This window comes from Porphyrobacter sp. SLTP (assembly GCF_009905735.1).
GTDB lineage: Bacteria > Pseudomonadota > Alphaproteobacteria > Sphingomonadales > Sphingomonadaceae > Erythrobacter.
The window spans coordinates 12,833-37,807 of the sequence record NZ_JAAALE010000026.1; the positions used below are offsets into that span (position 1 = coordinate 12,833).

A 24,975-nucleotide genomic window follows, 5' to 3' on the forward strand; every position below is an offset into this window, starting at 1 on the left:
CCATTAAGCGGCGTGCACTTGCCGCCGCAAGCGCAAAGACTAAACATTGCGCGCATGACCTCGCTCCCCGTCACCGAACTGACCCACCGCGCCCGCGAAATTTTTCGTCGGGTGGTGGAGGGGTATATTGATAGCGGGCAGCCGGTCGGGTCCAAGACGCTGGCGGCGGATGGCACCCTGAACCTCTCGCCCGCTTCGATCCGCAGCGTGCTGGCCGATCTGGAGACTGCAGGCCTTCTCGCCGCGCCGCATACCAGCGCAGGGCGGATGCCGACTGACGCGGGCCTCAGGATTTTCGTCGACGGGATGATGCGCGTCGCTGAACCTACGGCGCAGGAGCAGGCGGCGATCGAAGCGCGTCTCGCGGAAGCCGGGCCGGTCGAGGCTGCAATCAAGCAGGCGAGTGCGATCCTGTCCGACCTGTCGGGTGCGGCGGGAATGGTGCTGGTGGCGCCGCGCGAGCAGAAACTGGCGCAATTCAGCCTCGTCGATCTGGGGCAGGGCCGCGCGCTCGCGGTGCTGGTGGGTGAGGATGGCGGCGTCGAAAACCGCGTCCTTACCATCGGCGGCGCGCTCAATCCGGGGGCGCTGGACCGGGCGAGCAATTACGTGACCGCGCGGCTTGCGGGCCGGACGCTCGCCGAAGCGGCGCAGGCGATGCGGGCCGAAATCAACGCGGGCAAGTCGCAGCTCGATGATGCCTCCCGCGATCTGGTCGAGCGCGGGCTGGCCGTCTGGAGCGAGGACGCTGCCGCACGCCCCGTCCTGATCGTGCGCGGCGCAGCCAACCTGCTCGATGAAAGCGCCTTGGGTGATATTGAGCGCGTCCGCAGCTTGCTGGAAGACCTCGAAAACAAGCAATCGGTCGCCGAACTGCTCGACAGCGCGCGCGAGGCCGATGCGACCCGGATTTTCATCGGCTCGGAGAACCGGTTGTTCGCGCTCTCGGGCTCGTCCGTCATCGCCTCACCCTATCGCGATCGCGAGGGCCGGGTGGTCGGCGTGCTGGGTGTGATTGGCCCCACGCGGTTGAATTACGCGCGGGTAGTCCCCATGGTGGATTTGACCGCCCGTTCGCTGGGCAAGCTCATCGCTTGAATGGAAAGCCATAAGAAATGACCGAGAATGAAAAGCCGCTGGATCAGGCGGTTGAAGACGAATTGAAGGGCGTACCCGAACATCTGCGCGAAGGCGGGGACGCTGATGACGTGGTGACCGAAATGCTCGAATCGCTGCGCCGCGATCTCGAAGGTGCCAAGCAGGAAGTGCTCTACGCGCAGGCCGAAACGCAGAACGTGCGCCGCCGGTTGGAGCGCGAGAAGGACGAAGCCCGCGCCTATGCCGCGACTGGCTTTGCGCGCGATATTCTGTCGGTCGCTGATAACCTCGCCCGCGCGGTGCAGGCGATCCCCGAAAGCCTGCGCGCCGATGACAGCATGAAGGGCCTCGTGATCGGCATTGAAGCGACCCAGCGCGAGCTGGAAAAGGTCTTTGCCAGCCACGGCATCACCCGCATCGCGGCGGTCGGCCTGCCGCTCGACCCGAACCAGCATCAGGCGATGCTCGAAGTGCCAACTGCGGATCATGAGCCCGGCACGGTCGTCTCGGAAATGCAGGCCGGGTGGATGATCAAGGACCGCCTGCTGCGCGCTGCGATGGTGGCGGTGGCGAAGGCGCCTGACTGATCGCAACCCAAGCACGGCTCACCCCCGGCCATGGCTTTTCTGCGACGGACGGGGGAATAATCACGGCGTTTCCTGCGTTTAGGCAATGGGTCTGAACATCAGGAGACAGTCATGATTACGCGTATGAAGACCACCGCTCTCGCCGCTGCCTGTGCGCTTAGCCTTGGGGCCTGTGCTGGCAATTATGCTGGCGAAGGGGCCTTGGGAGGCGCCTTAGCGGGTGCTGCGGGCTCGGCCGTCACCGGCGGCGATGTCGCGACCGGGGCCGCGGTCGGTGCTGCGGTTGGCGGCGCGGGCGGGGCACTGATCAAGAAGAACGGCCGCTGCTACCGCGTCGATGATCGTGGTCGGGAACGTCGGGTGCGGTGCTGATGTCCCCCGCTAAGCGGGAATGAAGCGAAGGATCGATTGATAGGCCGAGAGCGGCGGAGCGCCTGCGACTTCTACACCTTCGCGTAGGAGAAAGGCGTGGCGCACGATCTCGGCCTGCTGCTCGATCCCGTAGCGCTCCAGCGTCCAGCCCGGCCGCAGGGCGTAGTCATACCGGCACCATGGGTGGCGGCGCAGCACCAGATACCAGCGGCCGAGCCTCTGCGCCTGCCACACATGCACCATTTCGTGGATGAAGTGGGCCTGCCGCTCCACCGAAGCGCCAGCGAAATCGTCGCAATAATGCGCCGCGCCAGGGTGGAAGTGGAGGTGCCCCATGGGCGCCATCGTCACGCCTCTGGGATGCAGGGGGAAGAACTTGCGGCGCTTCACCTTGACGTCGCGGTAGTCGATCGCATCGCCAAACACGCTGCGGGCCAGCGCAACCTCGCCTGCCGTCAAAAGCCGCTCACCACCGGCCGGGCAGGCGGGAGCCGTGTTTGCCACCTCCGCCCTCCCGTCCACCGGCGGCTGCACGGTCAGCGTTGTTCCCCGGCCGCGCGTACCGGTGCGTCTACACTGATGCCGCTGCCGTCTGAAAGCTGGAGCGTCAGTTTGGCAGTGCCGCCAGCAGTCAACGCATCGGACGGCTCCATCGCCATCACATGCAGGCCGCCCGGCGCAAATGTCACCGGCGCATCTGCGGAAAGCGGGACCGCATCGGTCATCGTCATCTGCATCTTGCCTGCGCTTTCGGCATAATCATGGATCATCGTCATCCCCGCGCCCTCAACCGCAACGCTGGTGAGAGTTACGGGCGCTGTGCCACTGTAGGAAAGGTCGAAATAAACCGCTGCCGGATTGCCCGCGACTGGGGCGAGCACCACCCGCGCATTGGTCACCGTGAGGCTGGTGGCGCCCTCGGCCTCATCCGCAGGCGCGTCAGCCGCGCCTGAGCAGGCGGCAAGACCGGTGAGGCTTAACCCAAGGGCAATTGCCAGTGCGGCGCGTCGGATCGTGTTCACCGTGAATGTCTCCCTTGTGGAATGGCCGCAAAACTAGGGGCCCCGGTCTCTTGTGCCAAGCAAAACCACACCTATATCGCCCTCACAAACGAGCCGCCAAAGCGCTTTGCCCATATCGGGGAAGCCTACCGGCGCGGTGTCCAACAATTGTCCTATGGATGGGGTAAAAATGGCTAAAGTTATCGGTATCGACCTCGGCACTACCAATTCCTGCGTTGCTGTCATGGATGGCGGCAAGCCCAAGGTTATCGAAAATTCCGAAGGCGCGCGCACGACGCCGTCGATCGTCGCTTTCACCAAGGATGGCCAGCGCCTGATCGGGCAGCCGGCCAAGCGTCAGGCGGTCACGAACCCCGACAACACCCTCTTCGCGATCAAGCGCCTGATCGGCCGCCGCTTTGAAGACCCGCTGACCAAGAAGGACATGGGCCTGGTTCCCTATTCCATCGTCAAGGGCAAGAACGGTGATGCCTGGGTCAAGGCCGGTGAGGAAGAATACAGCCCGTCGCAGGTCTCGGCCTTCATTCTCCAGAAGATGAAGGAAACCGCCGAAAGCTATCTCGGCGAAACCGTGACGCAGGCTGTCATCACCGTGCCCGCCTATTTCAACGACGCCCAGCGTCAGGCGACCAAGGATGCCGGCATGATCGCCGGGCTTGAAGTGCTGCGCATCATCAACGAGCCGACCGCGGCTGCGCTCGCCTATGGGATGGACAAGGAAGATGGCAAGACCATCGCCGTCTATGACCTTGGCGGCGGCACCTTCGACGTGTCGATCCTCGAAATCGGGGACGGCGTGTTCGAAGTGAAGTCGACCAACGGGGACACCTTCCTTGGCGGTGAAGACTTCGACAATGCGATCGTGGAATTCCTCGCAGATGCCTTCAAGAAGAAGGAAGGCATGGATCTGAAGACCGACAAGCTCGCGCTTCAGCGTCTGAAGGAAGCGGCGGAAAAGGCCAAGATCGAACTGTCGAGTGCGGCCACCACCGAAATCAACCTGCCCTTCATCACCGCGCGCATGGAAGGTGGCACCACCACTCCGCTGCACCTGGTGGAGACGATCACCCGCGCCGACCTCGAAAAGATGGTCGACGGGCTGATCCAGCGTACGCTTGATCCGTGCAAGAAGGCGATGGCGGATGCGGGTGTGTCTAAGGACCAGATCGACGAAGTGATCCTCGTCGGCGGTATGACCCGTATGCCCCGCGTGCGCGAAGTGGTGGAGCAGTTCTTCGGGGCGAAGCCGCACACCGGCGTGAACCCGGATGAAGTCGTCGCCATGGGTGCGGCCATTCAGGCGGGCGTGTTGCAGGGCGACGTCAAGGACGTGCTGCTGCTCGACGTGACCCCGCTGTCGCTCGGTATCGAGACGCTGGGCGGCGTGTTCACCCGCATGATCGACCGCAACACCACCATCCCGACCAAGAAGACCCAGACCTACTCGACCGCCGAAGACAATCAGAACGCGGTGACGATCAAGGTCTATCAGGGCGAACGCGAGATGGCGGCGGACAACAAGCTGCTTGGCAATTTCGACCTGATCGGCATTCCGCCTGCACCGCGCGGCGTGCCGCAGATCGAAGTGACCTTCGATATCGACGCCAACGGCATTGTGTCCGTGGCGGCAAAGGACAAGGGCACCGGCAAGGAGCAGACGATCAAGATCCAGGCTTCGGGTGGCTTGTCGGATTCGGACATCGACCAGATGGTCAAGGATGCCGAAAAGTTCGCTGAAGAGGACAAGAAGCGCCGGGCTGCCGCGGAAGCGCGCAACCAGGCTGACAGTCTGGTACACGCCACCGAAAAGCAGCTCGAAGAGCACGGCGCGAAGATCGACGCTGCGACCAAGACCGAGGTCGAGGAAGCCATCGCGGCGGTCAAGACCGCGCTCGAAGGCGGCGATGCCGATGACATCAACGCCAAGGCGCAGGCCTTGACGCAAGTTGCCATGAAGATGGGTCAGCAGATCTACGAACAGCAGCAGGCCGCAGGGCCGGATGCCGCTGCCGAGACAGCTGGCGAAACGGCCGCCGACGAAGACGTCGTCGACGCCGAGTTCTCCGAGGTCGACGAAGACAAGAAGGGCTAAGCCCCGATGCAACCCAGTGCGCAGCAGATGCAGCCGGTTCCTGGTTCCGGCGCATCGGCTGCGGCTGGTCACGGGGAATAGGTCAAAGACATGTCCACCGCTCAGACAGATTACTACGCCACGCTCGAATGTGCCCGCACCGCTGATGGCGCAGCGCTCAAGAGCGCCTATCGCAAGCTCGCCATGAAGTATCACCCGGACCGCAATCCGGGCGATGCCAGTGCGGAAGCCAAATTCAAGGCGATCAGCGAGGCCTATGATTGCCTCAAGGACCCGCAAAAGCGCGCGGCCTATGACCGCTATGGCCACGAAGCCTTCACGCAAGGCATGAACGGAGGCGGCGGTGGTGGCTTCGGCGGCCGGGGCGGCGGCGACTTCGCCGATATCGGCGACATCTTCGAAACCATCTTCGGCAGCGCCTTTGGCGGCGGCGGTGCGCAGCGCCAGCAGAAGCGGCGCGGCGCGGACCTGCGCTATGACATGCAGGTCACGCTCGAAGAGGCCTTCCACGGCAAATCGACCGAGATCGAGATCGAAGTCAGTCAGGCCTGTGACACCTGCGATGGCAGCGGCGCGACCCCTGGCACGAGCGAACGCCAGTGCAACCTGTGCAATGGCATGGGCAGCGTGCGCGCCAAGCAGGGCCTTTTCGTGATCGAGCGTCCGTGCCCCACCTGTAGCGGGCGCGGCAAGGTAATCGAGAACCCGTGCCGGGTCTGCGGCGGCGAGGGACGGGTGGACAAGCCCCAGACCCTCAAGATCGATATCCCCGCAGGCGTCGACACCGGCACCCGCATCCGCCTTGGCGGGAAGGGTGAAGCCGGTCAGCGCGGCTCCCCCGCAGGCGATCTGTACATCTTCCTCCACGTCAAACCGCACCGGGTGTTCGAACGCGACGGCACCACGCTCGCCACCCGCGTTCCGGTGAGCTTCACCACGGCGGCGCTGGGCGGCTGCGTGGAGATTCCCGATCTCGATGGCTCGACCAACCGGCTCGAAATCCCCGCCGGTATCCAGTCGGGCAAGCAGTTGCGCATTCGCGGCGCCGGGATGCCGGTGCTGCAAGGGCGCGGGCGCGGCGATCTGGTGGTGGAAATCGCCGTCGAAACGCCGACCAAGCTCAGCCGCCGCCAGAAGGAAATCCTCGAGGAATTCAAGGCGACCGAGACCGGGGACGAATGCCCCGAGAGCCGCGGCTTCTTCGACAAGCTGAAAGACGTGTTCGGGGGCTGAGGCGCTATAGCCGCGCGGGCCTGAAAGATGTCCCGCCAGACCCGGACCGCAGCGCGGCGTCGCGCGGTGGCGATTTCAACCCATCCGCTCCCGCACTTCGAGCCGGATCTGGTCGATCAGCCCGCGCTGGCAGCGGCCGGACAGTTCCTCTTCCTCCAACACCGCCAGGAACACCGCGCGCTTGGCTGCGGTGATGGTGTCGACAGGAACGCCGCCCGGAACCGTCGAGGCGACGAGATCGATCATCCGCTCCGCGCCGTGCAGGCGTCCCCACAGGTAATCATTCTCGCGGTAATCGCGGCTGAAGAACGCGCCGAAATTGTAGAACTCGATCCCGCGCAAGGTGGCTGCCGTCCCGCCATCCCGGATCGAGCGCGCGTCGTCGGGCGAGATGCGGTCGATCTTGACCGGGTTGAACTCGTCCAGCCCCTCGCGCCGCGACAGGGGCAGAGTGGCGACGTCGTAGAACGGGAACCCGAGATAGGTCAGCAGCATCCGCCGCTTGAGGCTTTTCGGCATGTCCTCCAGCGCGTCGATCAGCATCTCCTCGGCGGCGAGATCGGTCGCGGGCAGCAAGCGCCCGGCGCTCAAGTAATCGATCACCGCAGCAGGAGCCTGCAAGGCGTTGGCCGCCAATTGCCGGAAGAGCGGGGCGTGCAACACATCCTCGTCCGCGCGGTAATAGAGCGCGAGAATTTCGTAGAGCCGGTCGCGCGCGCGGTCGAGCGCATCCTCGGAAATCTCGGGATCGACCTGCCAATCGCGCGCTAGCTTGCGCGACAGCATTTGCAGCCGGCGGATGCGAAAGCCGGTGTCATGCGCGCGGAAAAAGGTAATCGCCCCCAACGTCGCGCCGCCCTGCGCGCCGGTGAGCTGATGCAACCCGCGCGCCTCAAGCTCGCAGCGCAAGACCTCGATCAGCGCGCCGGTATCGGCCATCGGCTGCCCGGCGGCGCGCAGGATCAGTGTCGCTAACTGGCCGAGGATGCCGTCAAACTTGGTGAGCGCATAGGCGCCAAAGGCATAGCCCGCCCGCTCGGCCGCGGCCTGCTGTGCTCTTGAGCGCCAGGCCGCAAGCCTTTTGGGTGTGGGGCGATCAAGCAGGAAGGTGTAGCCGAACAGCTTCTCCACCGCGCGGTCGATATCGGGCTGCAAGTCCATCACGATCCGCTTCAGCCGCGCGGCGTCACGCGATTGCTGGTCGATGCGTTCCAGATCATCGCGGATCGGCTGTTCGCGCGGGATGGTGGAGAGCGAGCCGAAGATCGCACCGAAGAAGCCCACCTCGCGGGTGCGGGTGCCCGGCGCGGGGCGAGTGCCATCGGGGCGCGGGTCGAGATAGACGAACCGCCGGTCAACCTCGCGCTGCGCCGGGCGGCCATGCAGCGCGGCGAGGGCGGCTCCGAAGGGCGCGCCGACCAGCACTGCCCCGTCGATGAGAGCGACCTCGGCCATGCTGCCGCGCGCGACATGGGCGGGCATGATCCGCGCGAGGAACGCGTCACGGCTCGGCCATTCCTGCCCCTCGGCAGCGGCCAGCGCGTCGATTTCGGCAAGGGTCAAGGGCGGAAAGGCGCCAGGAAAGCTCGCCGTCGCGCGGGCAGCCAGAACCAGTTCGAGCGGATCGGCCAACATTCCCGGCATTCCGCCCCGGCTGCCTTCGCCCACCCGCGCGCGGAAGCTGATCGGCAAGCGGTGCTCGGTCTCCTCGACATGGGGCGGGGAATTCAGCCGCAGCCGTTCGGGATGCCCACGAAAATCGGTGGCGGTGACGGTGAGGTCAATCGGATAGCTGGCGGGCAGCAAGGGCAGGCCATCCCCCTCTGCTTCCATCTTCGTCAGTGCTTCATACAGCATCGCCGAGAACCGCGATCCCGAGAACGGCGGGCTGAACCAGCGCCCGCGCACCAGACGCGAGACTTTGGCGCGCACCTCGGCGCGGGTTTCGGGCGAGACCGTGGCGCTGACCGCATTGCCCGGCCGGCTCAGGAACCACTCGGCAATCGGCTGCGCCCACAGCTTGCCATAGCGCCACAGCGGCTCGGCATCGGGATCGGTCAGCTCGCTCGCGTCAGCATTGGTGAGCCACAGGTCGGTGAGCGGCTCAAGACTGTGCCCGGCATAAATTGCCTGCGCGAGGAACACCGCATTGATCCCGCCTGCGCTCGCCCCGGTGAGGATATCGGGCAGCACCCGCAGCCGCAGCGCATGATCGCGCTCTACCGTGCGCAGAAAATCGCGATAGGCGGCGGCGACACCGTCCAGCGGAACGGCGGCAGGATGGTGGAACGCACGGCTCGCCCGGGCGAGGTGCCACACCTCCTTGGTGATGCCGTGCATGTAGACCGCCAGGCTGACCCCGCCGTAACATACCAGAGCAAGGCGCAGTTCCTTCTGCCGCATCGCCACTGTGTAGCGACCAAGTCCACAGCAATGCAATTGCGTTCGTCATCTGTTCTCGTTATTGCGCGCTCCTATGGCAAAATCGAAACGCCGCTTTGTGTGTCAGGAATGCGGCTCGGTATCTCCGCGCTGGCAGGGGCAATGCGCCGATTGCGGGCAGTGGAACACGCTGGTGGAGGATGTGCCCGCGACGGTGTTCTCGCAGAAGCACGACCTGTCGACCGGCGGGCGGCCCGTGATGTTCGAGCCGCTCAATGCGCCGACCCAGCTCCCCATCAGAAAGTCGACCGGGCTTGCCGAGTTCGACCGCGCACTGGGCGGCGGGTTGGTGCCGGGGAGCGCGGTGCTGCTGGGCGGCGATCCGGGGATCGGCAAATCGACGCTGCTGTTGCAATGCGCGGCCACCATCGCGCGCGGCGGCAATGATGTCGTCTATGTCAGCGGTGAGGAGGCGGCCGGGCAGGTGCGGCTGCGCGCGAGCCGCATGGGCATGATCGATGCACCGATTCGACTCGCGTCGGAAACCTCGGTCCGCGACATTCTGACGACGCTCGGCAATGGCGAACCGCCCGCTTTGCTGGTGATCGATTCGATCCAGACGATGCATTCCGACACCATCGAAGGCGCTCCCGGCACTGTCAGTCAGGTGCGCGGCTGCGCTTTGGAGCTGATCCGCTACGCCAAGGAAAGCGGTTGCGCGGTGGTGCTGGTCGGCCATGTTACCAAGGACGGCACCATTGCTGGCCCCCGCGTGCTGGAACATATGGTCGATGTGGTGATGAGCTTTGAAGGCGAACGCTCGCACCAATACCGCATCCTTCGCGCCTTGAAGAACCGCTTTGGCGCGGTTGATGAGATCGGCGTATTCGCGATGGCGTCCGAAGGGTTGGAGGAAGTCGCGAACCCCTCACTGCTGTTCCTGTCGGGCCGCGAGACGCCGCTGGCAGGCAGCGCAGTGTTCCCGGCATTGGAGGGCACCCGCCCGGTTCTCGTGGAAATTCAAGCGCTCATCGTTCGCCTGCAATCCGGCGCAACCCCGCGGCGCGCCGTGGTGGGGTGGGATTCCGGAAGGCTCGCGATGTTGCTCGCCGTGCTGGAATCGCGCTGCGGGCTGAATTTTTCGTCGGCTGAAGTCTATCTCAACATCGCGGGCGGATACCGTCTGACCGACCCTGCGGCCGACCTAGCGGTGGCCGCTGCGCTGGTCTCGGCGCTGGCGGACCGGCCGCTGCCGGACAAGACCGCGTGGTTCGGCGAGGTCAGTCTCGCGGGCGAGATCCGGCCGGTTGCCCACGCCCCCTTGCGGATGCGCGAGGCGGCCAAGCTCGGCTTCGCCCGGTGCTATGGCCCGGCTGGCGGCGCCACTGGCAGTGCTGGCGCGGACTACCGTGGTCTGGCCGCACTGGCGAACGTCGTTGACCAGGTGATGGGCAGCGCATAACCTTTGCCGCCTATGGCCGGTCTCGACATCATCATCGCCATCATCGTGGTCATCGCTGCCGTTGGCGGGTTCATGCGCGGGTTGGTGCAGGAAGTGCTCTCGCTCGCAGCGTGGGTGCTGGCGGCCTTCGCGCTGCATTTCCTCCATCCCGAGCTGACCAAGGGATTGCGGATGCTCTATCCGGTCGAGCCGGGGGATGCGCTGCTTGCATTCGTGCTGCTGCTGCTGATCCCCTATGCCGCGATGAAAGTGATCATCGGCACGGCCAGCGGCGCGTCCGACGGGGCGGTGCTGGGGCCGGTTGACCGCGTGCTCGGGTTCGGCTTCGGCGCGGTCAAGGGGGCGCTGATGGCAGTCTTCGCCTTTGCCTTGCTGGTGACCGGGTATGACGAAAGCTGGGGTTACACGGGCCGCCCGCAATGGATGACCGAGGCGCGCACCTATGCCGCTGCCGATGCCTTCTCGCGCCAGCTGCTCCCGGCCATCGCGGTGCGGCGGGACCGGCTGCGCAGTGAGTTCGAAGCACGGGAGGCCGCGGCCAAGCGGGCCGCCCGCTGACCGCCGTGACCGCCCGCCCTGCGGCCAAGCTTTATTCGCCCGCGCTGCTCGGGCTGGCGACGGAGCTTGCCGCGTTCCCGCTCGATGACACCCTGCCGCTGCGCGCCGACGCCCGCTCGCGCAGCTGCGGCAGCGTGATCGCGCTCGGACTGGCGCTGGCGGAGAACGGGCACGTCGGGCAGATCGGCATGACCGTGAGCGCCTGCGCCATCGGCCAAGCCTCAGCCGCGTTGCTCGCTCGCAGCGCTGTTGGGGCCGACCCTGCCAGGATTGTCGATACAATGTCCACGCTCACCACGTGGCTGGCGGGCGAGAGCGGCTTGCCCGATTGGCCGGGACTGGATGTGCTCTCTCCCGCGCTTCCCCATGCCGGACGGCACGGCGCGCTACTATTGCCGTGGAAGGCGGCGTGCGAGGCGCTTTCAAGCGGCGCGGAGCAGGGCTAGGGACACACGCAAGAGGTCGCCCGTCAGGGGCAAAGGGGATGTAACAGACATGGCAGAAGCCGAAGCGCTCGCCGCACGTGAGCCGAGCGAGCAGGAAATCCGGCTGGTGATCGGCGCATCAAGCGCGGGCACCATCTTCGAATGGTACGATTTCTTCATCTACGGCACGCTCGCCTACATCCTCAAGGATGCCTTTTACGCCACCGATAACGAAACGCTGGGCTTGCTGCTGGTGTGGTCGACCTTCGCAGTCGGCTTCGCCTTCCGCCCGCTGGGCGCAGTGCTGTTCGGCTTCCTCGGTGACAAGCTGGGACGCAAATACACCTTCCTCGTGACCGTTACCCTGATGGGCATCGCGACGGCGGGGGTCGGCCTCATCCCGACGGTCGACACCATCGGCATGGCCGCGCCGATCATCGTGATCCTGCTTCGGGTGTTGCAGGGCCTCGCACTGGGCGGCGAATATGGCGGCGCGGCGATCTATGTCGCCGAGCACGCTCCGCCCGAAAAGCGCGGCTTCTACACCAGCTTCATCCAGGCGAGCGTGGCGGGCGGGTTCGTGCTGTCGATCATCGTCGTACTGGCCTGCCGCGCGCTGATCCCGGCGGATGCCTTTGCGGCGTGGGGCTGGCGCGTGCCGTTCCTGCTGTCGATCGGTCTGCTCGCGATCTCGCTGTGGATGCGGTTGAAGCTGTCCGAAAGCCCGGTGTTCCAGGCCATGAAGGCGGCGGGTGAGACTGCGGGCAATCCTTTCATCGAAAGCATGACCTACCCAGGCAATCCCAAGCGCCTGTTCGTCGCGCTGTTCGGCATCACCGGCATTCTGACAACGGTGTGGTACACCGGCTTCTTCTCGGCGATGAGCTTCCTGCGCGGGCCGATGCATGTTGACGATCTGACGGTCGAGCTGGTGCTGCTGGTCTCCGGCCTGATCGTGATGAGCTTCTATGTCATCATCGGCAAATGGTCGGACCGGGTCGGGCGCAAGAAGCCGATCATCATCGGCGCAGCGCTGAGCCTCGCGCTGCTGTTTCCGCTGTTCTGGCTGATGGGAAGCTTTGCCAACCCGCAGCTGGCCGCAGCGGCAGAGGCCACGCCGATCGTGGTGAGCGGGCCGGCTTGCGAGACCGATCCGTTTGCCGAGATGTTCCAGCGCGATCAGACCGATTGCGGCAAGATGCTGGAGACGCTCACCGCCTCGGGCGTGGCTTACACCCTGACACCAGGCGAGACTTTGAGCGTGACAGCGGGCGGCAATCCGATTGCCATTGATCCGGCGTGGTTTGCCGATGGCGCAGCGCGACGCGCGGGGCTGCACGCAGCGCTGGGCGCATACGGGTTCGATTTCGCCAAGCAGCAGCCGCCGCTTGCCAATGTGATCGGGATCGTGGGCGTCTTGCTGGCCTTGGGAATGCTGTCGGCGCTGACCTACGGGTCGGTCGCAGCCTTGCTGAGCGAGATGTTCCCGCCGCGCATCCGCTATTCCTCGATGTCGATCCCCTACCATATCGGCGCAGGCTATCTCGGCGGGTTCCTGCCGCTGATCGCCGGGGTGATCGTGGCGCGGACCGGGGATATCTATGCCGGGTTGTGGTACACGTGGGCGGTCGTGGCCTTCGGGCTCGTCGTGGCATGGTGGGGCATTCCGAGCGGGCCGCCGCGAGATTTTGCTGATGACTGACACTGCCTCGGGCAGCGAGCGCGCCGATCATGGCGTGCCCTTGCCGCCCGCCAGCCTGCGTTTGACCGTCGATAGGGATGCGCTCGCCGCCAATTGGCGGGCGCTTGATGCGCTTTCGGGATCGGCCAAGGCGGGAGCTGCGGTCAAGGCGGATGCCTATGGGCTCGGCGCTGCGACCTGCGTCCCCGTGCTGCGCGATGCCGGGTGCGACACCTTCTTCGTCGCCCATTGGAGTGAGGTTGCCGCTGTGATCGCCCATGTCCCGCCGCAGCAGGTGGCGGTTTTGCATGGCGTTCTGAATGACGCGGAATGTGCTTACGCCCGCGCGATTGGGGCGGTGCCGGTGATCAATTCGCTGGAGCAGGCAGCGTTGTGGACGGCGAGCGGGGGAGGGCGCTGTCACCTGATGGTCGACACTGGCATCAACCGGCTCGGCATTGCGGCCAGCGCGGCGAACGAGGCTGTGATTGCCGCGCTCGACATCGACATTCTGATGAGCCACCTCGCCAGTGCCGATGAAGCGGATAGCGCGATGAACCCGCGGCAATTGGCGGCGTTCCAAAGCGTTTCGGGCGCAATCCCCCATGGCCGCGCCAGCCTCGCCAACAGCGCGGGGATTGCGCTGGGGGCGGATTATGCCTTCAACCTTACCCGCCCCGGCCTCGCGCTCTATGGCGGCGTGCCGCGACCGGAACTCGCCGCTGCGATCCGGCCGGTGGCGCAGGTGCAGGCTGCGATCCTCCAGACCCGCACGCTCGCAGCAGGCGAAAGCGTCGGCTACAACGCGACCTTCACCGCGCCCGCACCGATGCGGGTCGGGACCGTGGCGATGGGCTATGCCGACGGATTCCTGCGCGCCCGCGGTCCGGGCAATGCCTTCTCGCACCACGGCCGCCGCCTGCCGATCCTGGGCAAGGTGTCGATGGACATGGTGGTGATCGGTCTGACCACCGCCCCCGATCTGGCCGCCGGAGACTGGGTCGACGTGCCCTGGAACATCACCGATGCTGCGCAGCAAAACGGGCTGTCGCCTTACGAAATGCTGACGGTGATCGGCGGACGGCTCAGGCGCGACTGAGCTGTCAGACCGGTGTGTGTTGCACCGCAGCTTGTGCAGATGCTAAGAGATGGGTTCAGGGCGCATCTAACGGGATCAAAAACACAATGGTCGGCAGGGCAAAAGCAGCATCGGGCGAAGTCGGCGATGCGATTATCATCAAGAAGTACGCCAATCGGCGGCTCTATAACACGGCCTCGTCAAGCTACATCACGTTGGAAGATCTCGCCCGGATGGTGCGCGAGAATGTCGATTTTCAGGTGCTCGATGCCAAGACCGGCGACGACATCACCCATGCGATCCTCACGCAGATCATCATGGACGAAGAAGCCAATGGCGAGCAGATGCTCCCCGTCAGCTTCCTGCGCCAGCTGATCGGCATGTACGGCAATTCGATGCAGGCGATGATGCCGTCCTATCTCGAAGCCAGCATGGCCAACTTCCGCGACAATCAGTCGAAAATCCGTGAAGCCTTCGAAAAGGGCCTCAGCGCGACGCCGTTTGCTGCGATCCATGAAACCAACATGGCTATGATGCGCGCGGCGGCGGATGTGTTCCTGCCGGGCATGGGCAAGACCAAGGACAAGCCCAAGCCGGCCGCGACCGATGAGCTTGCGGTGCTGCGCGAGCAGATGGCTGCGATGCAAAAGAAGCTGGACGAACTGGGCAAATAGCGCTGATAGCGCGGCGCCTTCGCGGCGCTGCGTGCCGCACCCGTTCAAATCAGGAAAAAGTCCCGTGTCCCAGATCCGCCACGCGCTCACCGTCAAGCGCGAAGACGACTTTGCCAAGTGGTACCAGGAGGTCATCAGCGCCGCCGACCTCGCCGAGGAATCCGGCGTGCGCGGCTGCATGGTGATCAAGCCGTGGGGCTACGGCATCTGGGAACGCATCCAGCGCTTGATGGACGACCGGATCAAGGCGGCGGGCGTGCAGAACTGCTATTTCCCGCTGTTCATTCCGCTGTCCAATTTCACCCGTGAGGCGGAGCATGTCGAAGGCTTTGCCAAGGAAATGGCGGTCGTCACCCACCACCGCCTGATTGCGGACGGGAAGGGCGGGCTGATCCCTGATCCCGCCGCCAAGCTCGAAGAGCCGCTGGTGGTGCGCCCGACATCGGAAACGATCATCGGCGACGCGATGGCGCGCTGGGTGCAGTCGTGGCGCGATCTGCCGCTGCTCACCAACCAGTGGGCCAACGTGGTGCGCTGGGAGATGCGCACGCGGATGTTCCTGCGTACCAGCGAGTTCCTCTGGCAGGAAGGCCACACCGCGCACGAGAACCGCGAACAGGCGCTGGCGGAGACCCACCGCGCGCTCGAAATGTACCGCGCCTGCGCCGAAGATGATCTCGCGCTTCCCGTGATCGCGGGCGAGAAGCCCGAGAACGAGCGCTTCCCGGGCGCGGTCGAGACCTGGTCGATCGAGGCGATGATGCAGGATGGCAAGGCGCTCCAGGCGGGCACCAGCCACTATCTCGGCACCAATTTCGCGCACGCGGCGGGCATCCAATATCAGGATCGCGAAGGCACCCAGCAGTTCTGCCACACCACCAGCTGGGGCGTGTCGACGCGGCTGATCGGCGGGGTGATCATGACCCATGGCGACGACGACGGGTTGCGCGTGCCGCCCGCGATTGCGCCTCAGCAGATTGTCATCATCCCGATGCTGCGTGAAGCGCCCGAAGACGCCGAGCTGATCGCCTATTGTGAGGCTGTTCGCGCCGCTCTCGCTGGGCAAACTGCGCTCGGCGAACGTATCCGGGTGCTGCTCGACGTGAAGCCCGGCAAGGCGGCCGCCAAGCGTTGGGACTGGGTCCGCAAGGGCGCGCCCGTCATCATCGAGGTTGGCACGCGCGACATGGCCGAGGGCAAGATCGCTGTTCTGCGCCGCGACCAGCTGTGGAACACGGCCAACGGCAAGCCCGCCTTCACCTATCCCGCCCACGCCGACTTTGTGGCCGAGGCCAGCACGGTGATCGAAGCGATCCAGTCCAGCCTCTACGAAGAAGCCCGCGCGCGGCGTGATGCCAACATCACCCGCGGTGTGACCGAGTGGGCGGCTGTTGCCGACCATTTCGAAAACGGCGGAAAGTATCCGGGCTGGGTCGAAGTTGAATGGTCGAAGCCGACCGGTGCGGCGCTGGACGCCGTTGTCGAGAAACTGAAGGCGCTGAAGCTCACCATCCGCAACGTCCCGCGTGGCGGCGATGCGGCGACCGGCACCTGCATCTTTACGGGCGCGCCAGCGGTGGAGCGTATTCTGGTGGCGCGGGCTTACTAACATCCCCGTCGCCCCCTGCTTGACACGGGGCTTGGCTCCCTATCGCTGAGAAAAGCCAAGCCCCGGATCAAGTCCGGGGCGACGAGATTGTTGCGTTTGTCGATCTGCACGTCGAGAAGACGGAAATGCGCAAACTGATCCTCCTCGCCGCCGCCATCGCGGCCGCTCCGCTCGCCGCCCAAACCCACCCCGCCGATGATGTCTCCGCCGAAAGGCTGGAGAAGGACGTAGAGAAGCTCGTCAGCTTCGGTACCCGCCACACGCTCTCATCGCAGACCGATCCGAAGCGCGGGATCGGCGCGGCGGTCGATTGGGGTCTGGCGGAGTTCAAGCGCATTGGCGCCAAATGCGGCGGTTGCCTCGAAGTCTTGCCCGTGGGCGAAACCGTCACCGGCTCGCGCGTCCCCACACCGACTCTCGTTCGCAACGCCGTCGCGATCCAGCGCGGAACAGAGCGGCCGAACGAGGTCGTGATCGTGCAGGGCCATATCGACAGCCGTGTCAGCGATGTGATGGACGCGACCTCCGACGCGCCCGGCGCCAATGACGATGGCAGCGGGACTGCGCTGGTGATCGAGGCCGCGCGCGTTCTCAGCGGCACCAGATACCCCACCACCATCATCTACGCGCTGCTCTCGGGCGAGGAACAGGGGCTCCACGGCGGGCAAATCCTCGCCAACTGGGCCGAGGCGCAGGGCTTTACGGTTAAGGCGGTGCTCAACAATGACATCGTCGGCAATTCCTGCGGCAAGGACGGCTATTGCGAGCCGAAGGTCGTGCGCGTCTTTTCCGAAGGCCCGCGCGCCGATCTGACCGCCCGCCTGCGCGCGGCGCAGACGCGGTTCGGGGGCGAGAACGACACGCCCGCGCGCAACTTGTCGCGCTGGGTGGCAGGTCTCGCTGAAAAGCACCCTGATGGTCTGCAAGTCCGCCAGATCTGGCGCACCGACCGCATGGGCCGGGGAGGGGATCAAGTGCCGTTCCTGCAAAAGGGCTATCCCGCGATCCGCTTTTCCGTGGGGGTCGAGGATTACGACCACCAGCACCAGGACCTGCGCACCGAAAACGGCGTGTTCTACGGCGACACCATCGAGGAGATGGATTTCGATTATCTCGCGGGAGTGACGAAGCTGAACGTGCGGGCGCTTGATGCGCTGGCCCGCGCGCCGATGCCGCCCACGGTGAGCGTGGATGCAGCGGTGCGCGTGGATACCGAGCTGGCATGGAAGGCCGTGCCCGGCGCGCAGGTCTATATCGTCGCAACCCGCGCGACCGACGCGCCGGAATGGCGCGAGGACGTCGCGCTCGTGTATATCGATGGCTCGAAGGCCGATAATGATAAGGCCGCGGCCGAAGGGCGCATGTTCAAGCACGTCAAGAAACTGCGCGGCGATGACTGGATGTTCGGCGTGGCGGCGTGTGCGGCAACCTATTGCTCGCCCGTATCCAGCGCAGTCCCCGGCGGGGCGTTTGAGCCGGTGGGGAAGGAATAGCCACCGTCATTGCGAGCCGCAGGCTCCGCGGCAATCCACCGACCGGCGGCGCGCCCCGACGAAACGGCAGTCCATGGATTGCTTCGGCTGCGGCTCGCAATGACGAGGCTTATGGGCTAGGGCCTTCCCATGCCCAAGCCCCCCAAACTTCCCCAAGGAATGCCGACGCCGCAACAGGTGATCGACTTCATCCAGTTCTCCGACATTCCCGCCGGCAAGCGCGAGATCGCCAAAGCCTTCGGGCTGAAGGGGCAGGAGAAGATCAAGCTCAAGGCCTTGCTCAAGGACATGGCCGAAGACGGGCTGATCGATGGCAAGAAGAGCGCCTTCCACCGCATGGGCGGGGTGCCGAAGGTCACGACGCTGAAGATCGTCGACATCGACGATGGCGAGCTGATCGCCGAGCCCGACAATTGGGACCCCGAAGCCCCCGGTAAGCCGCCGCGCCTCACCATCCGCGAACCGCGCCCCAAGCCCGGCGTGAAGCGTCCGCCTGCGCTCAAGCGCGGCGACCGCGTGCTCGCCCGGACCGAGGAGACCGAAACGGGCTGGCGCGCGCACGTGATGAAGAAGCTGCCCTCGCGCACCGAGGGGCTGATGGGCGTGGTCGAGATCGACAAGACCGGCAAGGCATGGCTCGCGCCGGTGGACAAGCGCGTGCGCCAGTCCGCGCCGATTGCCGACGTGGGCGGGGCCGAGGCTGGCCAGCTGGTGATCGCCGAACGCGTCGGTCGGTCTGACCGTGCCGGCGTCAAAGTCATCGAAGTGATCGGCGATCCGCTCGCTCCGCGCAGCTTCAGCCTGATCGCCATCGCCAAACACGGCATCCCCAACGTCTTCCCCGAAGAAGTGCTGGAAGAGGCCCCACGCTCTGCCAAGCTCAAGCTATCGGAAAAGACGCGCGAAGACCTTCGCCACCTGCCCATCGTCGCGATCGACCCCGCCGACGCGCGGGACCATGATGACGCGATCTGGGCCGAGCCGGACGGGCAGGGCGGCTTCAATGCGCTGGTCGCTATCGCCGATGTCAGCTTCTACGTCCGCCCCGGCTCGGCGCTCGACCGTGAGGCGCGGAAGCGCGGGAACTCGGTCTATTTCCCCGACCGCGTGGTGCCGATGCTGCCGGAGATTTTGTCCGCCGACGTCTGCTCGCTCAAAGAGGGCGAGGACCGCGCGGCGATGGCCTGCCACCTGCACATCAACGCCGATGGCAAGGTATCGAGCTTCCGCTTCACCCGTGCGCTGGTGCGGATTGCGCATAACATCGCCTATGAGGATGCGCAGAAGGCGGTCGATAGCGGCAATCCGCCCGAATATCTCGCCAATCTATGGGAAGCATGGCGCGCGCTCGCCGCCGCACGTCAGGCCCGCGATCCGCTTGAACTCGAATTGCCCGAGCGCCGCGTCGTGCTTAACGAGAAGGGCCAGATCGCCGAAATCGCGATCCGCGAGCGGCTCGATGCGCACCGCGTGGTCGAGGATTTCATGATCGCTGCCAATGTCGCCGCGGCCAAGGCGCTGGAGGCCAAGACCGCGCCGGTGGTCTACCGCATCCACGAACCGCCGAGCCGCGAGAAGCTGATCGCCTTGCGCGATTACCTCGCCACGATGGGCAAGAAGCTGGCGTTGGGGCAGGTGGTGACGCCGGGCCTGTTCAACCGGATGCTGAAGGATGTCACCGACGAGGCGGAAAAGGCGCTGGTGATGGAAGCGGTGCTGCGCAGCCAGACGCAGGCCTATTACGGCCCGGCCAATGCGGGGCACTTTGGCCTCAGCCTCGGCTCCTACGCCCACTTTACCTCGCCCATCCGCCGCTATTCCGACCTGCTGGTGCACCGTGCGCTGGTCGATGCCTACAAGCTGGAGCAGCCTGCGCCGCCGGGCTCGATCCCCGCGACCTCGGGGCTGTCGGATCGCGACCGCGCCTCGCTCCAGCAGGTCAGCGACGCGATCAGCCAGACCGAGCGCCGCGCGATGGAGGCCGAGCGCGACACCATCGACCGCTATGTCGCAGCGTGGCTCTCGGCCCGTGTGGGTGAGGTGTTCGACACCCGCATCACCGGCGTGCAGGCCTTCGGCTTCTTCGCCACAATCGTCGGCCTTGGCGGCGACGGGCTGGTCCCGATCTCCACCCTCGGCGGCGAATATTTCCGCCATGACGAGGCGGCGCAGGCGCTGGTCGGATCGGACAGCGGCACCACCTATGCGAGCGGCGACCGGCTCAAGCTGAAGCTGGCCGAAGCCAACCCGCTCACCGGCGCGCTCAAGTTCGTGCTGCCCGATGCTGATGCGAGCCGGATCGAGACACGCGGCGCCCGTCCTGACGATCGCGGCAGCCGGTCCGGCGGGCCGCGCAAGGCGGGCAAGTTCATGGTGGGCCAGCGCGGGCGGCCCGGCAACATCCGTCACCAGGGCCGCAAGAAATAGCGCCTAGACCTGGTGGTCGCTCTTGGTCTCGTCGTAATCCGCGGGGATGATGTAGAGCGGGCAGGGCAAGTTGCCCGCAGCCGCCGAGAAATGCGACACCAGCGGCCCCGGCGCCGCACCCTTGGCCGCGCCGAGCACCAGCGCGGCGACTTCCTTGTGTTCGGCCAGGAATTCGCTGACGATCTTCTGGCCTTGCCCGATCTTCACCGAAATGGTCGGCATGATCCCGCTCTCGGCCAGCAGATTGCCCGCCACACCATGTGCCAGCATCTCGGCGCGGTCCCGCGCTTCAGCCTCGATCGTCGCTTGCACCGCACCGAAGGCGCTGAAGTTCTGCTGCGCCACCAGCGCCAGCAGATGCACCGCGCCGCCCACCGCGGCCGCGCGCCGCGCGGCGTAGCGCAAGGCCGAGGTCGCCTCCTCGCTCTCGTCGATGATGACCAGAAATGTACGCATATTGCTGAGGCCCCGTTGGGGTGCAGGGTATCAATGCATTCGTATGGATTGGCAAGTCCCCTGCGGTTTGCCTCTATTCTGGGCCTTGCCCGCCGCTAGGGAATTGGCCAGAGACGCAGGCAACGGATCGTTTACGGGAGTTTCGCGGATCATGGCCTTGGACATCAAGATGCCGGCTTTGTCGCCCACCATGGAAGAAGGCACGCTCGCCAAATGGCTGGTAAAGGCGGGGGACACTGTCCGCTCCGGCGACGTCATGGCCGAGATCGAGACCGACAAGGCGACGATGGAGTTCGAAGCGGTCGATGAAGGCGTGATTGCCGAGATTATCGTGCCTGAAGGCAGCGAGAATGTGAAGGTCGGCGCGGTGATCGCGCGGCTCACGGTCGAGGGCGAGGAAGCCGCGCCTGCACCGGCTCCTGCTGCCGCCAAGGAAGCCGCTCCGGCACCTGCGGCAAGTGCGCCCGCAGCCGCCCCGGCCGCTGATGGCCCCGCTGCTACGCCGACCGCGAAGAAGCTCGCCGAACAGAACGGCATCGATCTCGCCAGCCTGACGGGCACCGGCCCCAAGGGCAAGATCACCAAGGAAGATGTCGAGGCGGCTATTGTGGCGGGTGGTGGTACGCCTGCGCCGGTTGCCGCAGCGGCTCCGCCGGCTCTGGCTCCAGCACCCGCTCCGGCAGCGACGGGCGAGCGCATCATCGCCTCGCCGCTGGCCAAGCGGATTGCAGCGGACAAGGGGATCGATCTTGCGCTCGTCAAAGGCACCGGCCCCAATGGCCGGATCGTCAAGGAAGACGTCGAAGGCTTCACTCCCGGCGCTGCGGCGGCATCTGCTCCGGTAGCAACGGCAGCGGCGGCCCCCGCATCTGCACCGACGCCCGCACCGGCACCCGCCATCGAAGGCGGCGCGCCCTTTGCCGAGGAGAAGCTGTCGGGCGTCCGCAAGGTCATCGCTCGCCGCCTCACAGAGAGCAAGCAGACCGTCCCGCACTTCTACCTCACCATCGACATCCGCTTGGATCCGCTCTTGGAACTGCGCGCGCAGCTCAACAAGTCGCTGGAGCCCGACGGGGTGAAGCTGTCGGTCAACGACCTGCTGATCAAGGCGCTCGCCCGCGCGCTGATCCGCGTGCCGCAGTGCAATGTCAGCTTCCACGGCGACACGCTGCGCCGCTACAGCCGCGCCGACATCTCGGTGGCGGTGGCCGCGCCTTCGGGCCTGATCACCCCGGTCATCACCAGCGCCGATACCAAGGGCCTCGCCGCGATCTCAACCGAGATGAAGACGCTCGCGGGCAAGGCGCGTGACGGCAAGCTGATGCCGCACGAATACCAGGGCGGGACGGCGAGCCTGTCCAACCTCGGGATGTTCGGGATCAAGCAGTTCGACGCGGTGATCAACCCGCCGCAGGGCATGATCCTCGCGGTCGGCGCGGGCCAGCAAGCGCCCTATGTGGTGAACGGCGCGATTGAGGTCGCAACCGTGCTCCACGCCAGCGGCAGCTTCGACCACCGCGCCATCGACGGCGCGGACGGCGCGCAGCTGATGGAGGCAATCAAGCAGCTGGTGGAGAACCCGATGGGGTTGGTGGTGTGACCTCTCTGCCTCTCCAACTTCGACTAGCGGGCAAGCCCGCAAGTCTCCGTATCCTCTCCGGCAAGCGGAGAGGAAAGCGTGGCTGACCTGACCTCAAACTCCTCTCCCCCTGCGGGAGAGGAAGGGGCCCACCGCGCAGCGGTGGGAAGGAGAGGGGGCAAGCGCAGCCTTCTACCGCTAGCTAAAAAGATGCGGCGCGAACCGACCGAGGCGGAAGCAAAGCTGTGGTCGATGCTGCGCGGAGCTCGTCTTTGCGGGTTGAAGTTCAAGCGGCAGGAGCAGGTGGGGGATTACATCGTCGATTTCGTGTGTTTCGGCGCACGGTTGATAGTCGAAGCTGATGGCGGGCAACATGCGGAAAGCGTACACGATGCCGTTCGGGATGATTGGTTGAGGGCTCAGGGTTTTCGCGTTTTGCGTTTCTGGAACAATGATATCCTTGGCAATCCGGACGGGGTGGCGCGCGTGATACTCGACGCAGCGCAAGGCCCTCTCCCCAACCCCTCTCCCGAAATGGGAGAGGGGCTTTGACGGCTGCCAACCCCGCGTTAGCCCCATCGCGGCATAAACCTCCTCTCCCCTTGCGGGAGAGGAAGGGGCCCGCCGCGCAGCGGTGGGAAGGAGAGGGGCTATGAGCACTCGCATCCCCCAGATCCGCGTCACCGCCATGCCGGCCGACACCAACCCCTATGGCGGGGTGTTCGGTGGGTGGCTGATGGCGCAGATGGCGCTCGGCGCGGGAAGCCTCGCAAGCCGCGTGGGGCAGGGCAAGGCGGTGGTGGTCTCCGCGACCGACTTCGCCTTTCCCGGCGCGATGGCGGTGGGGGATGAACTCAGCGTCTATTGCGACCTCGTCGCCACTGGCACTACCTCGCTCACCATCGCGGCGGAAGCCATCGCCCGCGAGCGCAACGGCGAGGCAACCCAGACCGTCGCGCGCGGCACATTCAAGTTTGTCTTGCTCGATGAGAATGGTCGCCCGCGCGCCGCAAGGGCGCACAGCGAATGACGGTTTTCCTACTTCGCACCGGGTCTATAGGGGTGAGGCGTGTTGAACCTCCGCCCCATCCCGATGTCCGCGCGAAAAACTCTTTGTCCGTCCGCTCCGGCAATTTCGATACAAGACGCTGATGTATAAATAGAAATCGGGACGGCTGGAGGTTGACGCGTTGTAACCTTCGTAACCTTCCCAACAGCATTTTTCCCACGTGAAGGCAGAATAATATGTCCACTTCCTATGACGTGATCGTGCTCGGCTCTGGCCCCGGCGGCTATGTCGCGGCGATCCGCTGCGCGCAGCTCGGGCTCACAACCGCGATTGTGGAACGCGAAAACCTCGGCGGCATCTGCCTCAACTGGGGCTGCATCCCGACCAAGGCGATGCTGCGTTCGGCGGAGATCTTCCACTACATGCAGCACGCGGGCGATTATGGCCTGGTCGCGCAGGGGATCGAGGCGGATCTGGCCGCTATCGTCAAGCGCAGCCGCGGGGTCGCCAAACAACTCAATCAGGGCATCGCCCACCTGATGAAGAAGAACAAGATCACCGTGCATATGGGCACCGGCACACTGACCGGCGCGAACAGCCTGACGGTGAAGGGCGATAAGGGCGAGGAGCAACTCACCGCCAAGCACATCATCGTCGCCACCGGCGCACGTGCCCGCGACCTGCCTTTCGCTCCGGCTGACGGCAAGCGTGTGTGGACCTATCGCCACGCCATGACCCCGACCGAACTCCCGGCCAAGCTGCTGGTGATCGGATCGGGCGCGATCGGGATCGAGTTTGCGAGCTTCTATAACGATCTCGGCAGCGAAGTGACGGTGGTGGAAATGCTCGACCGGATCGTGCCGGTGGAGGACGTCGATGTCTCGACCTTCCTCGAAAAGTCGCTCCGCAAGCAGGGCATCAACATCATGACCGGCGCGGGGGTGGACGCGATCAAGGTGAGTGATGCCGGCATTACCGCCACCATCAAGGACAAGGCCGGCAACGCCGCCACCAGTGACTTCACCCACGTGATCGTCGCCATCGGCATCGTGCCCAATACCGAGAATATCGGGCTCGACGGGCTGGCCGAAATGGACCGCGGCTTCATCCAGATCGATCCCTATGGCCGCACCAAGACCAAGGGGTTGTGGGCCATCGGCGACTGCACGCCAGGGCCGTGGTTGGCACATAAGGCAAGCCATGAAGGCGTCACCTGCGCCGAAGCCATTGCGCAGGAACTCGGCAACACCGAGGTTCATCCGCATCCGCTCAACCGCAATGCCATCCCCGGCTGCACCTACTGCCACCCGCAGATCGCCAGCGTCGGGCTGACCGAAGCCAAGGCGAAGGAAGCGGGCTATGAGCTCAAGGTCGGCAGCTTCCCCTTCATCGGCAACGGCAAGGCGATTGCACTCGGCGAGGTGGAGGGCTTCGTGAAGACCGTGTTCGATGCGAAGACCGGCGAGCTGCTCGGCGCGCATATGGTGGGCGCGGAAGTGACCGAGCTGATCCAGGGCTACACGGTCGGCAAGGTGCTTGAAACGACCGAAGCGGAACTGATGCAGACGATCTTCCCGCACCCGACCTTGAGCGAGATGATGCACGAAAGCGTGCTCGACGCTTACGGGCGGGCGCTGCACTTCTAGACCCAAAAAGGACCATCCGCATGACCCAGACCGGACCTGAAGCATTGCAGGGCGAGGATTGGGCAGGGGAGATGGGCGAACGCTGGCTCGCC

General features: G+C 65.3%; 22 protein-coding genes. 18 read left to right on the forward strand and 4 right to left on the reverse strand.

Annotated elements, in window-relative coordinates:
- The first annotated feature begins 54 nt into the window (after positions 1-54).
- The 3 genes from hrcA to GVM20_RS15480 all read left to right on the forward strand — a co-directional run bounded on the left by hrcA (position 55) and on the right by GVM20_RS15480 (position 2,057).
- Positions 55-1,098, forward strand: coding sequence for a heat-inducible transcriptional repressor HrcA (gene hrcA / locus GVM20_RS15470; RefSeq protein ID WP_166548089.1), 1,044 nt, complete (start codon positions 55-57; stop codon positions 1,096-1,098).
- A gap of 17 nt (positions 1,099-1,115) precedes the next feature.
- Positions 1,116-1,685, forward strand: coding sequence for a nucleotide exchange factor GrpE (locus GVM20_RS15475; protein WP_166548090.1), 570 nt, complete (start codon positions 1,116-1,118; stop codon positions 1,683-1,685).
- Positions 1,686-1,796: 111 nt separating this feature from the next.
- A complete protein-coding gene (locus GVM20_RS15480) occupies positions 1,797-2,057 on the forward strand; it encodes a glycine zipper domain-containing protein (protein ID WP_199799653.1) in 261 nt (86 codons plus the stop codon).
- A gap of 9 nt (positions 2,058-2,066) precedes the next feature.
- Here GVM20_RS15480 and GVM20_RS15485 read toward each other — a convergent pair whose 3' ends face one another.
- Positions 2,067-2,561, reverse strand: coding sequence for a vgr related protein (locus GVM20_RS15485; RefSeq protein ID WP_166548091.1), 495 nt, complete (start codon positions 2,559-2,561; stop codon positions 2,067-2,069).
- A gap of 32 nt (positions 2,562-2,593) precedes the next feature.
- Positions 2,594-3,079 (reverse strand): copper chaperone PCu(A)C, encoded by a 486-nt coding sequence (locus tag GVM20_RS15490; protein WP_166548092.1) that lies wholly within the window; start codon positions 3,077-3,079, stop codon positions 2,594-2,596.
- 169 nt (positions 3,080-3,248) lie between these two features.
- Here GVM20_RS15490 and dnaK point away from each other — a divergent pair, with 169 nt between their 5' ends.
- Positions 3,249-5,171, forward strand: a complete 1,923-nt coding sequence (dnaK, locus tag GVM20_RS15495) for a molecular chaperone DnaK (protein WP_166548093.1) — start codon at positions 3,249-3,251, stop codon at positions 5,169-5,171.
- Between the two features lie 90 nt (positions 5,172-5,261).
- Positions 5,262-6,404, forward strand: a complete 1,143-nt coding sequence (dnaJ, locus tag GVM20_RS15500; RefSeq protein ID WP_166548094.1) for a molecular chaperone DnaJ — start codon at positions 5,262-5,264, stop codon at positions 6,402-6,404.
- A gap of 75 nt (positions 6,405-6,479) precedes the next feature.
- On the opposite strand, the gene GVM20_RS15505 is transcribed toward dnaJ, so the two are convergent.
- Positions 6,480-8,807: a patatin-like protein gene (locus GVM20_RS15505; protein WP_166548095.1), complete on the reverse strand. Its 2,328-nt coding sequence runs from the start codon at positions 8,805-8,807 to the stop codon at positions 6,480-6,482.
- A gap of 73 nt (positions 8,808-8,880) precedes the next feature.
- Between GVM20_RS15505 and radA the strand changes: the two genes are divergently transcribed.
- From radA to rnr, 9 genes are all read left to right on the forward strand, one after another.
- Entirely contained in the window at positions 8,881-10,248 is a 1,368-nt protein-coding gene (radA, locus tag GVM20_RS15510) for a DNA repair protein RadA (RefSeq protein WP_166548096.1), read from the forward strand.
- A gap of 12 nt (positions 10,249-10,260) precedes the next feature.
- Positions 10,261-10,806 carry a CvpA family protein gene (locus tag GVM20_RS15515; RefSeq protein ID WP_166548097.1) on the forward strand — a complete coding sequence of 182 codons (546 nt, stop codon included), beginning with the start codon at positions 10,261-10,263 and terminating at the stop codon, positions 10,804-10,806.
- A 5-nt stretch (positions 10,807-10,811) separates the two neighbouring features.
- Complete coding sequence (locus tag GVM20_RS15520) at positions 10,812-11,252, forward strand: iron-sulfur cluster assembly scaffold protein (protein WP_353653177.1); 441 nt, start codon at positions 10,812-10,814, stop codon at positions 11,250-11,252.
- 49 nt (positions 11,253-11,301) lie between these two features.
- Entirely contained in the window at positions 11,302-12,933 is a 1,632-nt protein-coding gene (locus GVM20_RS15525; RefSeq protein WP_166548098.1) for an MFS transporter, read from the forward strand.
- On the forward strand, positions 12,926-14,011 hold the full coding sequence (gene alr, locus GVM20_RS15530) for an alanine racemase (protein ID WP_166548099.1): 1,086 nt from the start codon (positions 12,926-12,928) through the stop codon (positions 14,009-14,011). Before GVM20_RS15525 ends, alr begins: the two co-directional genes overlap by 8 nt.
- An 86-nt stretch (positions 14,012-14,097) precedes the next feature.
- Positions 14,098-14,664 (forward strand): polyhydroxyalkanoate synthesis repressor PhaR, encoded by a 567-nt coding sequence (phaR, locus tag GVM20_RS15535; RefSeq protein ID WP_166548100.1) that lies wholly within the window; start codon positions 14,098-14,100, stop codon positions 14,662-14,664.
- A gap of 64 nt (positions 14,665-14,728) precedes the next feature.
- Positions 14,729-16,273, forward strand: coding sequence for an aminoacyl--tRNA ligase-related protein (locus GVM20_RS15540; RefSeq protein WP_166548101.1), 1,545 nt, complete (start codon positions 14,729-14,731; stop codon positions 16,271-16,273).
- 125 nt (positions 16,274-16,398) lie between these two features.
- Positions 16,399-17,766: a M28 family peptidase gene (locus GVM20_RS15545; protein WP_166548102.1), complete on the forward strand. Its 1,368-nt coding sequence runs from the start codon at positions 16,399-16,401 to the stop codon at positions 17,764-17,766.
- 129 nt (positions 17,767-17,895) lie between these two features.
- Entirely contained in the window at positions 17,896-20,193 is a 2,298-nt protein-coding gene (rnr, locus tag GVM20_RS15550) for a ribonuclease R (protein ID WP_234032061.1), read from the forward strand.
- Between the two features lie 3 nt (positions 20,194-20,196).
- Here rnr and GVM20_RS15555 read toward each other — a convergent pair whose 3' ends face one another.
- Positions 20,197-20,649: a universal stress protein gene (locus GVM20_RS15555; RefSeq protein ID WP_166548103.1), complete on the reverse strand. Its 453-nt coding sequence runs from the start codon at positions 20,647-20,649 to the stop codon at positions 20,197-20,199.
- A gap of 151 nt (positions 20,650-20,800) precedes the next feature.
- Between GVM20_RS15555 and GVM20_RS15560 the strand changes: the two genes are divergently transcribed.
- The 4 genes from GVM20_RS15560 (at position 20,801) to lpdA (ending at position 24,883) form a co-directional block, all read left to right on the forward strand.
- Positions 20,801-22,249, forward strand: a complete 1,449-nt coding sequence (locus GVM20_RS15560) for a 2-oxo acid dehydrogenase subunit E2 (protein WP_166548104.1) — start codon at positions 20,801-20,803, stop codon at positions 22,247-22,249.
- Between the two features lie 78 nt (positions 22,250-22,327).
- Complete coding sequence (locus tag GVM20_RS15565) at positions 22,328-22,780, forward strand: endonuclease domain-containing protein (RefSeq protein ID WP_353653178.1); 453 nt, start codon at positions 22,328-22,330, stop codon at positions 22,778-22,780.
- Positions 22,781-22,880: 100 nt separating this feature from the next.
- Positions 22,881-23,258: an acyl-CoA thioesterase gene (locus GVM20_RS15570; RefSeq protein ID WP_166548105.1), complete on the forward strand. Its 378-nt coding sequence runs from the start codon at positions 22,881-22,883 to the stop codon at positions 23,256-23,258.
- A 215-nt stretch (positions 23,259-23,473) separates the two neighbouring features.
- Positions 23,474-24,883 carry a dihydrolipoyl dehydrogenase gene (gene lpdA, locus GVM20_RS15575; protein ID WP_166548106.1) on the forward strand — a complete coding sequence of 470 codons (1,410 nt, stop codon included), beginning with the start codon at positions 23,474-23,476 and terminating at the stop codon, positions 24,881-24,883.
- The last annotated feature ends 92 nt before the right edge of the window (positions 24,884-24,975 follow it).

Bases quoted from the DNA above. Each gene is read 5' to 3' on its own strand.
- hrcA (WP_166548089.1), top strand. From the start codon at position 55: ATGACCTCGCTCCCCGTCACCGAACTGACCCACCGCGCCCGCGAAATT.
- dnaK (WP_166548093.1), top strand. From the start codon at position 3,249: ATGGCTAAAGTTATCGGTATCGACCTCGGCACTACCAATTCCTGCGTT.
- alr (WP_166548099.1), top strand. From the start codon at position 12,926: ATGACTGACACTGCCTCGGGCAGCGAGCGCGCCGATCATGGCGTGCCC.
- GVM20_RS15545 (WP_166548102.1), top strand. From the start codon at position 16,399: ATGCGCAAACTGATCCTCCTCGCCGCCGCCATCGCGGCCGCTCCGCTC.
- GVM20_RS15525 (WP_166548098.1), top strand. From the start codon at position 11,302: ATGGCAGAAGCCGAAGCGCTCGCCGCACGTGAGCCGAGCGAGCAGGAA.
- GVM20_RS15505 (WP_166548095.1), bottom strand. From the start codon at position 8,807: ATGCGGCAGAAGGAACTGCGCCTTGCTCTGGTATGTTACGGCGGGGTC.
- GVM20_RS15475 (WP_166548090.1), top strand. From the start codon at position 1,116: ATGACCGAGAATGAAAAGCCGCTGGATCAGGCGGTTGAAGACGAATTG.
- lpdA (WP_166548106.1), top strand. From the start codon at position 23,474: ATGTCCACTTCCTATGACGTGATCGTGCTCGGCTCTGGCCCCGGCGGC.
- radA (WP_166548096.1), top strand. From the start codon at position 8,881: ATGGCAAAATCGAAACGCCGCTTTGTGTGTCAGGAATGCGGCTCGGTA.
- GVM20_RS15555 (WP_166548103.1), bottom strand. From the start codon at position 20,649: ATGCGTACATTTCTGGTCATCATCGACGAGAGCGAGGAGGCGACCTCG.
- GVM20_RS15480 (WP_199799653.1), top strand. From the start codon at position 1,797: ATGATTACGCGTATGAAGACCACCGCTCTCGCCGCTGCCTGTGCGCTT.
- phaR (WP_166548100.1), top strand. From the start codon at position 14,098: ATGGTCGGCAGGGCAAAAGCAGCATCGGGCGAAGTCGGCGATGCGATT.
- GVM20_RS15515 (WP_166548097.1), top strand. From the start codon at position 10,261: ATGGCCGGTCTCGACATCATCATCGCCATCATCGTGGTCATCGCTGCC.
- rnr (WP_234032061.1), top strand. From the start codon at position 17,896: ATGCCCAAGCCCCCCAAACTTCCCCAAGGAATGCCGACGCCGCAACAG.
- GVM20_RS15570 (WP_166548105.1), top strand. From the start codon at position 22,881: ATGAGCACTCGCATCCCCCAGATCCGCGTCACCGCCATGCCGGCCGAC.
- dnaJ (WP_166548094.1), top strand. From the start codon at position 5,262: ATGTCCACCGCTCAGACAGATTACTACGCCACGCTCGAATGTGCCCGC.
- GVM20_RS15560 (WP_166548104.1), top strand. From the start codon at position 20,801: ATGGCCTTGGACATCAAGATGCCGGCTTTGTCGCCCACCATGGAAGAA.